The sequence below is a fragment of the Psychrobacter piscatorii genome, from assembly GCF_043641605.1.
In the GTDB taxonomy this organism is placed as follows: domain Bacteria; phylum Pseudomonadota; class Gammaproteobacteria; order Pseudomonadales; family Moraxellaceae; genus Psychrobacter; species Psychrobacter piscatorii_C.
The window spans coordinates 1-13746 of sequence record NZ_JBHZRK010000014.1 but is presented as its reverse complement, the minus strand read 5'-3'; the positions used below and the strand labels follow the sequence as shown (position 1 = coordinate 13746).

The following is a 13746-nucleotide window of genomic DNA, read 5'->3' as shown; positions in this document are numbered from 1 at the left end:
CTATCCATCTGGTTTTCATCATTTTTTATACTCATCGCTAGGTTGTCACCCTTATGGATCAATTTTTAATCACTGGTAGTAGTCGTATCGCAGGGGAAGTTACTATTTCAGGCGCCAAAAATGCCGCTTTGCCATTACTTGCCGCTATGATACTGGCCGAGACCCCAACGACATTGCACAATGTACCGTCGTTAAAAGACGTGCGTACATTGATTGAATTGATCGGTGGCATGGGAATTGATATCCAAAAGCAGGGCGATACGGTCACTTGCGATACAAAAAGCATCGATAATTTTTATGCGCCGTATGATTTGGTAAAAACCATGCGCGCGTCAATTTTGGTATTAGGTCCATTATTGGCACGTTTTGGCGAAGCTGAAGTGTCATTGCCAGGTGGTTGTGCGATTGGCTCACGTCCTGTTGATCAGCATCTAAAAGCGTTTGAAGCGATGGGTGCGGTGATCAGCGTAGAGAACGGTTATGTGAAAGCGCAAGCGCCTAAAGGTGGTAAGCTGATTGGTTGCCACTTCTCATTTGATATGGTGACAGTTGGCGGTACGGAAAACGTCATCATGGCAGCAGCATTGGCTAAAGGCACAACAGTTTTGGCTAACTGTGCATTAGAGCCAGAAGTAGTCGATTTAGCCAATATGCTGGTTGCGATGGGCGCCAAAATTAGCGGCATCGGTACTTCTACCATGACTATCGAAGGGGTAGAACGTCTACACGGTTGTGAGTATTCAGTGGTACCGGATCGTATTGAGACAGGCTCGTATCTTGCTGGTGCCTTGATGACTCAAGGTGATGTGCTGACCAAAAACACCACGGCGTCTTTATTGTATCCGGTACTTGAGAAGTTTGAAGCCATGGGTGCGGTGATTACGACAGGTGATGACTGGATTCGCGCGCAAATGAAAGGGCGTCCAAAGCCAGTAGATATCCGGACTCAGCCACATCCAGGTTTTCCAACAGATATGCAAGCTCAGTTGATGGCGATTTGCTGTCTGGCTGATGGGACCAGTACCATTATCGAAAATATTTTTGAAAACCGCTATATGCATGTGCCTGAGCTTAATCGCTTGGGTGCATCTATTCAAGTGGATGGTCATACTGCGGTGATCAGAGGCGTCGAGAACTTTACGGCGGCACCTGTTATGGCAACAGATTTACGTGCTTCTATGTCACTCGTCATGGCTGCTGCAACGGCAGAAGGCGAGAGCTTGATTGACCGTATTTACCATATTGACCGTGGTTATGAGCATGTCGAAGAAAAGCTGCGTAGCCTTGGTGTTAATATCCAGCGTGTAAATACCAACGGCTAATACTGATAGGTCAACCGTAGTTTATACATGAATTACGTTATACATTAAAACTTCCCTTGAATAGGGAAACTAACTGCACATGGACATGATGTCATTATGACTGAGACAAGCAAACCTGCACCAGCCGACGGTCTATTAAACGAAGTAAACGATGCGTTTTCAGGTCTAACGTTGGCGTTATCAAAAGGCCGTATTTTAGAAGAAACGATGCCACTGCTACGTGCAGCGGGTGTCGATCTTTTAGAAGACCCTGAAGCCTCGCGCAAACTTATTTTTCCAACATCAAACCCAAATGTACGGGTATTAATCTTGCGTGCGAGCGACGTACCGACCTATGTCGAACACGGTGCGGCTGACTTTGGTGTAGCGGGGAAAGATGTTCTGCTTGAGCATGGCGCGAACCACGTGTATGAATTGCTTGATTTAAAAATCGCTCAATGCAAATTGATGACTGCTGGCGTAAAAGATGCACCACTGCCCAATCGTCGTCTGCGTATCGCGACCAAATATGTCAATGTAGCGCGCGCTTATTTTGCGAGTCAAGGTCAGCAAGTTGATGTTATCAAGCTTTATGGTTCAATGGAGCTTGCGCCATTGGTGGGCTTGGGTGATTTGATTGTCGATGTGGTTGATACGGGTAATACCCTACGCGCGAATGGGCTTGAAGCGCGCGATCATATTTGTGATGTGTCATCACGTCTTATCGTCAATCAAGTCAGCTATAAGCGCAAATTTGCGTTACTAGAACCCATTTTAGATAGCTTTAAAAACAGTATTGCCAATGCCTAGTAAACCGGTGTTAATCATTGGTAATATAAAGCATGGTGATACGAATTTTTAAACCAGTTTAGCAGGCTATGAGTGATATAGCGTGCTAAACTGGTTTTATTGTCTTAGCTTGCGAAAAAATAAAATCACCGTAAAATTTAGACAAGAAGACAGCGAGTAAGTCGCCATATTTGTGAATAATAAGCATACTTTAGTTATATTCACGCCGTTTATTTTCAGCAGTATTTTATGCTCAGATATAGGATTAGGTCATGCGCCAGTTAAGTACCCAAGATGCCGATTTTGACAATCAATTGACACAACTGCTTGCCTTTGAAACAGTCAACGATGCTAGATTATTGCATACCGTTGACGATATCATCGCACAAGTACGTGCGGATGGCGATAGCGTCGTATTGGCATTAACTCAGCAATTTGATCAGCACCCAGCGACAACGATGCAAGAGTTAGAGCTGTCTAAAGAAGCACTTGCCGATGCATTTGCCAATCTTGATGAAAATGTAAAGACGGCGTTGACCACAGCAGCTACTCGGGTACAGACCTTTCATGAGCGCCAAGTACAAGAAACGTGGCAATATGAAGATGAGCTGGGCAATCGCTTAGGTCAAAAAGTCACACCACTTGATCGCGTTGGCATTTATGTGCCGGGTGGCTTGGCATCTTATCCATCATCAGTACTGATGAATGCTATTCCTGCCAAAGTGGCTGGCGTCGCTGAAGTCATCATGGTCGTACCAGCGCCAAAAGGGGTGCTCAATCCTTTGGTATTAGCAGCAGCACATTTGGCTCAAGTTGACCGTGTCTTTACCATTGGCGGCGCGCAGGCGGTAGCAGCTTTAGCCTATGGTACTGAGGCTATTCCAGCTGTGGATAAAATCACAGGGCCGGGTAATAAGTATGTCGCGGCAGCCAAACGCGCAGTATTTGGACAAGTCGGCATTGATATGATTGCAGGCCCCTCAGAAGTGTTGGTATATGCAGAGGGTGAAGCGCAAGATCGAGCTGATTGGCTCGCGATGGATTTGTTGTCGCAAGCAGAGCACGACCGTATCGCTCAAGCCATCTTTGTGACGACCAGTGAAGAGCAGCTAAAAGAAGTTGCGTTAGAGATAGAAAGAGCACTCGCTGAGCTACCAAAAGCAGATATCGCACGTGATTCGCTACAAAACCGTGGCGCGCTTATTTTAGTGAAAGATCGTATCGAGGGTATGGCACTGATCAATCGTATTGCCCCTGAGCATTTGGAGTTATCCGTTGGTAACCCTGATGCATTGCTAGATGGTATTCGTCATGCGGGTGCTATCTTTATGGGTCGCCACACGCCTGAGGCCATTGGGGATTACTGTGCAGGTCCAAACCATGTGCTACCAACATCCGGTACTGCGCGCTTTTCTTCACCGTTAGGTGTCTATGACTTTCAGAAGAAATCATCAATTATTTATTGCAGTGAATCTGGCAGCAAGCCTTTGGCTGAAACGGCAGATATTTTAGCGCAACGTGAGGACCTAGAGGCCCATGCGCGCTCAGCCCGTTATCGTTATCAGTAAGATATTTTGAGCGTCTTCGTTTTTACTTTTGATAGATATTTTTAATAGTCTGTATGGCTAATTAGTAGGATAATTTATGAGTGAGTCAAAGATAGATACTAGACTTTGGTCATCTAAAGCACGCAACTTGTCACCTTATGTGCCGGGTGAGCAGCCACAGCACGACAATTTATGTAAACTGAACACCAATGAAAACCCGTTTCCGCCCTCACCAAAAGTAGCGGAGGCAATCGCTAAAGTACTCACCCAGCAAGCGCAAGAGCTGCGTTTATATCCGGCACCTGAGTCCAATGACCTGCGTGCTGCACTGGCACAAGCATATGACCTTGATGTCAGCCAAGTGTTTGTCGGTAATGGCTCAGATGAAGTATTGGCGCTTATATTCGCCAGTTTCTTCCTAAAAGAGCGTCCGCTTTTATCACCTGATATTGGCTATAGCTTTTATCCTGTCTATGCGCAGACTTTTGGCGTACATCTCGTCAAGATTCCACTAGAAGAAGATTTTAGTATCGATCCTGATGCTTATCGCCAGCCTTGTAGCGGTATCATCATTGCCAACCCAAATGCGCCAACAGGTTTGCTCTTATCACTTGCTGATATCCGTAAGCTAGCCAGCGAGCATTCTAACGCCGTGATTGTAATTGACGAGGCATATATTGATTTTGCTCAGGCTGATGCAGACAGCACAGACGCGCAAGTCTCAGCGGTCAGCTTAATCAATGAGTGTGACAACGTTATCGTGACGCAGACCTTTTCAAAATCACGGTCACTTGCTGGTTTACGTGTTGGGATGGCCTTTGGTAGTGCTTCGTTGATTGAAGCATTGACGCGTATGAAAAATAGTTTTAATAGCTATCCACTGGATAAGCTAGCGCAAGCTGGTGCGACGGCAAGTGTGCTAGATGTGGATTATTTTGAGCAAACTCGTCAACAGGTCATCGATTTGCGTACGTCATTGACCTTAGAGTTGACGGCGCTAGGCTATAAAGTATTGCCCTCGCATGCCAACTTTATCTTTGCCCGTCCAAAAGATGGTAATGCAAGTGCTGTGGCGAGTACCTTGCGCGATCAAGGGATTATCGTTCGCCATTTTGATAAGCCGCGCATTAATGAGTATTTGCGTATCACTGTTGGTACCTCAGATCAGCATGAGCGTTTGATTAATGCGCTAAAAGAGCTGCATACAGAGACTAGCATGACGGCTGATTAATGGTTTACCTGCTTGTGTAGTAGATGCTATCGATAAGTACTAAAAAAGCCTGCTAACGCAATGTTAAGTAGGCTTTTTTCTTTAGAGGCCAGCGCAAAATAGTATTTCAGTCGTTTATACTTTGTTCGCCAACACTGCCAGTAGATTACCTACCTTATCTAGGCACTCTTGATATTCAGCATCACAATCAGACGCGACTGTAATACCGCCACCAGCCCATAGATTGATCTGTCTTTCTTTATTAAAGTCATTGTGGGCCGAACCATTCGCTTGTAGCGTGCGAATCAACACATTCCATTGACCACTGCCATCAAAATTCATATAACCCATGGTGCCGCAATAAGCACCGCGCGGTGTGGATTCGAGTTCGGCAATGATTTCGACAGATCGTTTTTTCGGTGTGCCAGTGATAGAGCCAGCAGGCAAACTACCAAACAGGACAGCCAACGGGTGAGTGTCAGTTTTTAGCTCAGCAGTAATAGTGCTGACCATATGGTGCACGTTACTAAAGCTTTCAATCGCAAACAGTTGCGGTACTTTTACGCTACCGATCTTGGCATATTTACCCAAATCATTGCGTAGCAAATCAACAATCATGACATTTTCGGCACGGTCTTTTTCGCTATCGATCAGTTGTTGCTTATATGATTCATCTTGCTTGTCAGTGGAGCCACGAGGCATAGTACCTTTGATTGGCTTGGTCAGGATATGGTGTTTATTAGTAGCCTTATCTTTGGTAAAAGTAAAAAACAGCTCAGGGGAGCAGCTTAATAGCTCAAAACTGTGGTTAAAGGTATCAACGTGCTCAACGCTCGCACCATCAACGCTCAAATAGCTTGCGAAAGGTGCTTGCGTATTGTGATGCAGTGAAGGGAGATAGTCGATAAGTGCTGAAGTTGGTTGAGTCGCATCGCTTTTATATGGCAGATAGCCAGACCACTTTTGTGTCAGGTTAATTTGATAGCAATCGCCTTGCTGTAGATAGTCTTGCGTGCGATCAAATGCTTGTTGGTAGTCAGATTTGCTCCAGCGTGGAGTTAAGATTAAAGGAGTAATATTTGATGCATCTTCAAACTGTGCTTGATTTAGATATTTGTCGGATAGCTTTTTATCCAGTTCATCTAGATAGGATGTCAGAGCAACTATGAACTCATCTTTTGCCTTATTGCCAGCAGCTTCCTCAGAGCTACTATTGGTTTGAATGCTTTTTAGCTCCCAACCGGTATCAGTATCGGCAACAGGTGTTAGATAGATATCGTAATGCCCTAATGAGGCGCAAGGCTGATTTGCCAATTCGATTCTGTCTGCAGGACTTAACTCATAAGCAGCGATATCGTAACCGACAAAACCAACCAGACCATGATGATAACTGGAGTTTGTGCTTTTCGAATTTATGTTGTTTGATCTATTATTATCGGTATCATAAGCTTTGCTGTAAGCAATAAGCTCATTTTGCCATTCTAGATAACTCATATATGCTGTTGTGGTTGGTTTGCTATGAGTAGAGCAGTTATCACGGCAGTTTTTAACCACTCTATAAGTATTGACTGAATTTTTAAAAGGTTTTTGATCAGTAGCATAAACCGACCAGCTGACTTTAGGCAGTAAGCCAATTACTGGTCGTCCATCGTTATTTAACCAAGCCAATTGCCAATTTGCTGCATCATCTTGATTGAGTAAATGGCGTCTTAGCTGTGGCATTAATTCAGCCGCTGACAAATCACCAAAACGCCAGCTAGATTTACTAGCTGGCGATGGGTCAGAGTCTGTCTGCTCAGTTATCATTTGATTTGGTGCGACCATGGTTTAAGCGTCGAATTTTTTGATGATGAGCGTGGCATTAGTACCGCCAAAGCCAAAGCTATTGCTCATCAAGGTTTCAAGATTGGATTCGCGCATTTGGGTGACGATATCGAAACCTTCAGCTGCAGGATCTAGGTTGTCAACATTGATACTTGGGGCAATAAAGCCATCTTGTAGCATTAGTAGGCAGTAAATCAGCTCTTGCGCACCAACAGCGCCTAAGCTGTGCCCAGTCATCGATTTGGTTGAGCTGATAGCCGGTACTTTACTGACATCGTTATCAAAAACTTTGGCAATCGCTTTGAGTTCTGTGATATCGCCCAGCGGTGTGCTGGTACCATGGCTATTGATATAATCAACGCTTTCTAGACCAGCTTCAGCTAAGGCTTGTTGCATACAGCGTACAGCGCCTTCACCACTTGGGGCAACCATCTCGGCACCATCAGAGGTAGCACCGTAACCCACGATTTCAGCCAAGATATTGGCGCCACGTGCTTGAGCATGCTCTAAGCTTTCAACCACAACCATCGCGCCACCAGCAGCAATCACAAAACCGTCGCGATCTTTGTCATAAGCTCTTGAAGCGAGTGTTGGCGTGTCATTATATTGAGTACTCACTGCACCCATCGCATCAAACATACAAGATTGCGTCCAATGCTCAGCTTCACTACCACCAGCCAATATCACATCAGCTTTACCCAGTTGGATAAGCTCAGCGGCATGACCGATACAATGAGTCGAAGTCGCGCAAGCAGAGGCCAGCGAGTAGGAGACACCTTGGATTTTTAGACCAGTAGCTAGGGCTGCTGATACTGAGCTGCCCATGGTTTTAGGTACAGCCATCGCACCGACACCGCGTAGACCTTTTTCACGCATGGCATCTACAGCGTTCACGATGTTTTCTGTTGACGCACCGCCTGAGCTTGCGACGACACCCACGCGTGGATTGTTATTGATGGTGTCAAGTGACAGTCCTGAATGTTCAATGGCGTTTAGTGCACTGACATAAGCGTACAGACTGGCATCGCTAAAAAAGCGTTTGAGCTTACGATCGATACCACTAGTATCCAGTTCTGATTGATTAATACTACCGCTCACGTGTGATTTGAACTCGTGCTCAGCATAAGAATCATTAAACGTAATACCAGACTTTCCTTCTTTAAGAGCAGTAGTGACCGTGGCTAAATCATGTCCGATACAAGAGACAATCCCTGCTCCAGTGATAACGACGCGACGCATATTCTATTCCTTGTAAGTAACGATTTGCCGCTATTGACAGGCAATAATCGTTGTAAATCTATATATGAGGTTTAACGATGAATGAATTTGAGCATTATAGTGAAAAAATAGTCTATATAGATAACGATAGCATGGATTAAGGTAACTACAGCCTATTAAAGACGATATCAATTCAGTGTACAATTATGCTCTAACTTACGGCACATGATAACGTATCAAGCGTTGAAAATCTTTGGACAAGTGTAAAATAATGGCGAAATAGCCTCTATCGCTATAAGGTAATGAGAAATTGAGTGGCTATGAAGCACTTTCATCCAAGCAATCGCTTGTCTATTTATAAAAAACAATGTGGGTAACCTAAAGGCTATGGTTAAGTCAGACAAAAATTAAGTTATACTTTTAGATACAAAATTTGTGACAGTGATAACATTGTTCGCACTGACAAAGACTATAGCGATTGACTAAAATAATTGCTTAAGATTACTAATACTAGAATAAAACCAATCATCATATTAAGGACATCACGATGGCAAAGCGTAGTACTCTTTCAAAAAGTATCAATACTATTGGCTCTTTCACACGTAATAACTTAGAGCGCGTAGGCTCCATGATTGATAGCATGAATGCCAAAACAGGCAAGCCGCGTCAATATAAAGCGGTAGATCTAGGTGATGAGGATTATCAACAAGATTTATTTCGTGAGCAAACCTTAAAAGCTACGCAGCAACTGTTGGGCCCACGTTTTGCTACTTATGGCAAATATGCCAAAAAAGTCGTGCCAAACAGCTTTTTTCAATCGACAGTAGATAGCGCGTTTGCTCAAGTTGCGAAGCTTGCATCAAACTGGAGTCAATTAGACTTACCGAACGAGCATCGCTTTGCCAATATTGCCACTTTAGATGATGAAGAGCGTTATGCACTTGCAACCGATATTGCTAACCAAAACCGTGCACTTGCAGCAATGGGTGGCCTGACAGGTCTAGCAGGTCTACCAGGTTTACTGGCTGATACCTTATGGTTATTATTGGTATCTCTACGTACTGTCTACCAAATTGCAGCTATATACAATAAGCCGCTCACAGGTAAACAAGGTGTGAAGATGGCATACGAATTGCTCTCGAATGCAGACCTAAGCAAAATGCAAGAAAAACAAGCATTGCTAGCAGGGATGGGTATCGGTAAAGGTTTGCTTGATAATGCTCAGAGCCGCGGGTTGCATAGCGAGCTTAAGAACTTGGGTCTAAAAAATCAAAACGTAAACTACTATGCTGAGCAAATAGACAGTATTGCTAGCCAAGTAGGGATCGATTTGGACAAAATAAACCTATTATGGGTTCGCCGTTTCATTCCCGTTACAGCAGTAGCCATCGGCGCACATTACAACAGTCAGTTGATTGATGAAGTGATTGGCGTTGCTCAAGCGACTTTCGCGCCAGAGGCAAAATTGGCCAATCGCGCCATTACTGATGACAGTAGTAGCGAGGCTGAAGTAAAAAAAGCCAGCGATAACGATGCGCAGAAAGACACAGAAAAGACAGAAGAAAATAGCGATACAGAAGAAACCAGCAGCAAAAAAGACTCAGACAAGCAAACGTCTGATAAAAAAGCCAAGTAATAGAAATATTATTTGCTAGTTGGATTGTATATTAATAAGCACAATGGTATTTATCTTGGTCTGATTGAGTAGAGTGACTTGAAATCAGGATAAATACCACCACTTAGTTACTATCAAGTAGCATTTATATTCGAATATCTTTTCTTAATGATGCTTGAGCTTGCCTTGTTTACTTCATTTATGACGCTATTTTTCGGCGAAAAAATGATAAAGTGATACAATAAGAGGCTGAATGCATATCTATCAAATGTTGTAAAGCGAAACCATTCATAAGTGGTTGAAATAGCAGCAACAACTCTTTATAATACACTGTCCTAAAAATGGGTGCCCTGAAATCTGCAATTATTGCCAGATAGATGGTGCATTGGCCCATTTTTTTGTTTTATACCAAACGGGAGAAGGATGCCTTATGGCAACAACTAACCAATTGATTCGTAAAGGTCGCAAAACCATCAAGGAAAAGTCAAAAGTTCCTGCGTTGGAAGCGTGCCCACAGCGTCGCGGTGTATGTACTCGTGTATATACTACCACGCCAAAAAAACCTAACTCTGCCATGCGTAAAGTATGTCGTGTACGTTTGACTTCAGGCTATGAAGTATCAAGCTATATCGGCGGCGAAGGTCATAACCTACAAGAGCACAGTGTTGTTCTAATCCGTGGTGGTCGTGTAAAAGATCTACCAGGTGTACGTTATCACACTGTTCGCGGTGCATTAGATTGCGCAGGCGTTAAAGACCGTAAGCAAGGTCGCTCTAAGTACGGTGCTAAGAAGCCTAAAGTTTAATAACTAAACGTTATTAGATAAGCTTTTTGCACTACCCAATAACTGTGCATGGGTTTGGTGTCAGTAGTCATATTACTTCTATATAAGTGATTTGCTCTTAAAACATACCACCATGCAGTAAGGCTAACTGATAACTCACTGCTATATCCCAATGATAAGTAGTCGATGTTGTGAATGTTAGACACTCCTGAAGATAAGGAAATTTATTATGCCAAGACGTCGCGTCGTTGCTGCCCGTGAGATCCTACCGGATCCTAAATTTGGTAGCCAAACTGTTGCAAAATTCATCAACCATGTAATGAGTGATGGTAAAAAATCTACTGCTGAGCGTATCGTTTACGGTGCACTTGAGACAGTAAGTGAGAAGCGTAAAGTTGAAGATCCAGTATCTTTCTTCGAAGAAGTGCTTGAAAACGTACGCCCAATGGTAGAAGTAAAAGCTCGCCGCGTTGGCGGTGCAACCTATCAAGTACCAATGGAAGTACGCCCCTCCCGTCGTACTGCCTTGGCTATGCGTTGGTTAGCTGAAGCTGCTGCTAAGCGTTCTGAAAAATCAATGGCTTTGCGTTTAGCTGGCGAATTGAATGATGCTGCTGATGGCAAAGGCGCTGCTATGAAAAAGCGTGACGAAGTTCACCGCATGGCAGATGCTAACAAAGCATTCTCTCATTACCGTTTCTAAGCTACTTTTTAACAGTAGCTTGAGATTAGTGGCTCATACTCATTAATCTTACATTGTTGTTTATTCTATTGATTGCCGCCATCATCATTCGGTCATATATAAATGTTATTTATTAATGACTGGGGTGGCGGACATCTATCCAGATGTCTCTATTAACAAGTATGGCTTTCATCCTTTCATTAGAGAACATCCCAAATTTGATGCCACACTATTCTTAGTATTTGCTCTTTTTTTGTCCGTATTAGGCTCAATAATCAGTAAGTAATATTACGAAGCTGAACGCTTTGTCATAGAGTATGAGGTAGAGACACAATACATTATTATATACACGACTTTTCCTAGGAAAACACTATGGCTCGTAAAACTCCCCTAAAACGCTATCGCAATATTGGTATTTCAGCGCACATCGATGCTGGTAAAACGACCACTACTGAGCGTGTTTTATTCTATACCGGTGTTAGCCACAAAATTGGCGAAGTACATGATGGCGCAGCCACTATGGACTGGATGGAGCAAGAACAAGAGCGTGGTATTACTATTACCTCAGCAGCAACAACTTGTTTTTGGTCAGGTATGGCTAAACAGTTTGACGAACACCGTATCAACATCATCGATACCCCGGGTCACGTTGACTTCACAATCGAAGTTGAACGTTCTATGCGTGTACTTGATGGCGCTTGCATGGTTTACTGTGCAGTAGGCGGCGTTCAGCCACAGTCTGAGACCGTATGGCGTCAGGCGAACAAATACAAAGTACCACGTCTTGCATTTGTAAACAAAATGGACCGTGTTGGTGCTGACTTCTATCGTGTTATCGAACAGATCAAAACCCGTCTTGGCGGCAAGCCAGTACCATTGGTTATTCCAATTGGGAAAGAAGATGACTTCGAAGGCGTTGTTGATCTAGTGACCATGAAAGCTATCTATTGGGACGAAGCGTCTCAAGGTATGCAGTATGATGAGCGTGATATCCCAACTGAACTACAAGACAAAGCAGCAGAATACCGCGAATATCTTGTAGAAAGCGCTGCTGAAGCCAACGAAGAGTTGATGAACGAATATCTAGAAAACGGTGAATTGACTGTAGACCAGATCCACAGCGCTATTCGTCAGTTGACTATCGATAACGAAATCATCCCACTTCTTTGTGGTACTGCCTTTAAAAACAAAGGTGTACAAAAGATGCTAGATGCGGTTATCCAGTATCTACCAGCACCAATCGACGTACCTGCTATTAAAGGTATTCTTGATGACAAAGACGAAAGCGAAGGCAGCCGTGAAGCATCAGATGAAGCACCTTTCTCAGCACTAGCGTTCAAAATCATGAACGACAAGTTCGTTGGTAACTTAACCTTCGTACGTGTTTATTCTGGTGTGATGAAGCAGGGTAGCAGTGTTTATAACCCAGTTAAAATGAAGCGTGAGCGTGTTGGCCGTATCGTACAGATGATGGCAAACTCTCAAGAAGAGCTTGCAGAAATTCGTACTGGTGATATCGCAGCTTTAGTCGGCATGAAAGATGTGACTACTGGTGATACACTATGTGATGAAGACAATGTGATCACGCTTGAGCGTATGGAATTCCCAGATCCAGTTATCTCTCTAGCAGTTGAGCCAAAGACCAAAGCTGACCAAGAAAAAATGTCTATCGCTCTTGGCCGTTTGGCAAAAGAAGATCCATCGTTCCGTGTACACACTGACGAAGAGTCTGGTCAGACGATTATCAGTGGTATGGGTGAGCTACATCTAGAGATTCTTGTTGACCGTATGAAGCGTGAATTCAACGTTGAAGCAAACATCGGTGCGCCGCAGGTTGCTTATCGTGAGACGATTCGTAACACGGTTGAACAAGAAGGCAAATTTGTACGTCAGACTGGTGGTCGTGGTAAGTTTGGTCACGTTTGGCTACGTCTTGAGCCACTTGATCCAGCTGGCGACACTGAATATGAATTCGCTGAAGAAGTTGTTGGTGGTACGGTACCAAAAGAATTCCACGGTGCTGTTGATAAAGGTATCCAAGAGCGCATGAAAAATGGCGTACTTGCTGGTTACCCAGTCGTTGGCGTGAAAGCTACCTTGTATGATGGTTCTTACCATGACGTCGATTCTGATGAATTGTCGTTCAAAATGGCAGGTTCTATGGCCTTCAGAAAAGGTTTCTTAGCCGCTGACCCAGCACTACTTGAGCCAGTAATGAAAGTAGAAGTTGAAACACCTGAAGACTACATGGGCGATATCATGGGCGATCTTAACCGTCGTCGTGGTTTGGTACAGGGTATGGAAGATCTACCTGGCGGTACTAAACAGATTCGTGCTGAAGTACCATTAGCGGAAATGTTTGGTTATGCCACTCAAATGCGCTCTATGTCACAAGGCCGTGCAACTTACTCAATGGAATTCCAAAAGTACGCTGAAATTCCAAAATCAGTTGCTGCTGAAATCATCTCTAAGTTCAACTCTAAAGATGATGACGAGTAAATAAAACTTACTGAAGGTGACAATATAGAGTATCTCTGTGTATTGTCACTAAAGAATAGACCAATAACTTGTTAAAAGACTTGTTATTGGTCGCAATTTTCTTATAATATCTGCACATTAGTATGTGCGACCTTTTAACAATTATCTTAAGGTGACCAAGATTTTCTTAATTGTCATATTTATATGAATTAAGCCTTGGAACCAAAAAAAAGAGGAAATACCCATGGCAAAGGCCAAGTTTGAACGTAGCAAGCCACACGTCAACGTCGGTACCATC

At 43.7% G+C, this 13746-nt stretch carries 10 protein-coding genes; 8 read left to right on the top strand and 2 right to left on the bottom strand.

The features are described from left to right. Window positions 1-53: 53 nt before the first annotated feature. The 4 genes from murA (at window position 54) to hisC (ending at window position 4868) form a co-directional block, all read left to right on the top strand. Window positions 54-1322, top strand: coding sequence for a UDP-N-acetylglucosamine 1-carboxyvinyltransferase (gene murA, locus ACHUET_RS12030; RefSeq protein ID WP_238038995.1), 1269 nt, complete (start codon window positions 54-56; stop codon window positions 1320-1322). A 96-nt stretch (window positions 1323-1418) separates the two neighbouring features. Next, on the top strand, window positions 1419-2111 hold the full coding sequence (hisG, locus tag ACHUET_RS12025; protein ID WP_071002912.1) for an ATP phosphoribosyltransferase: 693 nt from the start codon (window positions 1419-1421) through the stop codon (window positions 2109-2111). Between the two features lie 251 nt (window positions 2112-2362). Next, entirely contained in the window at window positions 2363-3658 is a 1296-nt protein-coding gene (hisD, locus tag ACHUET_RS12020; RefSeq protein ID WP_394213096.1) for a histidinol dehydrogenase, read from the top strand. Window positions 3659-3734: 76 nt separating this feature from the next. Beyond that, entirely contained in the window at window positions 3735-4868 is a 1134-nt protein-coding gene (gene hisC / locus ACHUET_RS12015; RefSeq protein ID WP_394213094.1) for a histidinol-phosphate transaminase, read from the top strand. A 114-nt stretch (window positions 4869-4982) separates the two neighbouring features. On the opposite strand, the gene ACHUET_RS12010 is transcribed toward hisC, so the two are convergent. After that, window positions 4983-6671, bottom strand: coding sequence for an anthranilate synthase component I family protein (locus ACHUET_RS12010; protein WP_394213093.1), 1689 nt, complete (start codon window positions 6669-6671; stop codon window positions 4983-4985). A 3-nt stretch (window positions 6672-6674) separates the two neighbouring features. Then, a complete protein-coding gene (locus ACHUET_RS12005) occupies window positions 6675-7910 on the bottom strand; it encodes a beta-ketoacyl-ACP synthase II (RefSeq protein WP_371532953.1) in 1236 nt (411 codons plus the stop codon). Window positions 7911-8436: 526 nt separating this feature from the next. On the opposite strand from ACHUET_RS12005, the gene ACHUET_RS12000 reads away from it, so the two are divergent. From ACHUET_RS12000 to fusA, 4 genes are all read left to right on the top strand, one after another. Next, window positions 8437-9525 (top strand): EcsC family protein, encoded by a 1089-nt coding sequence (locus tag ACHUET_RS12000; protein WP_394213091.1) that lies wholly within the window; start codon window positions 8437-8439, stop codon window positions 9523-9525. Between the two features lie 409 nt (window positions 9526-9934). Then, window positions 9935-10309 carry a 30S ribosomal protein S12 gene (gene rpsL / locus ACHUET_RS11995; protein ID WP_011281154.1) on the top strand — a complete coding sequence of 125 codons (375 nt, stop codon included), beginning with the start codon at window positions 9935-9937 and terminating at the stop codon, window positions 10307-10309. Window positions 10310-10517: 208 nt separating this feature from the next. Then, window positions 10518-10991 carry a 30S ribosomal protein S7 gene (rpsG, locus tag ACHUET_RS11990; RefSeq protein WP_057761735.1) on the top strand — a complete coding sequence of 158 codons (474 nt, stop codon included), beginning with the start codon at window positions 10518-10520 and terminating at the stop codon, window positions 10989-10991. A gap of 351 nt (window positions 10992-11342) precedes the next feature. Continuing rightward, on the top strand, window positions 11343-13469 hold the full coding sequence (gene fusA, locus ACHUET_RS11985; protein WP_201599905.1) for an elongation factor G: 2127 nt from the start codon (window positions 11343-11345) through the stop codon (window positions 13467-13469). The last annotated feature ends 277 nt before the right edge of the window (window positions 13470-13746 follow it).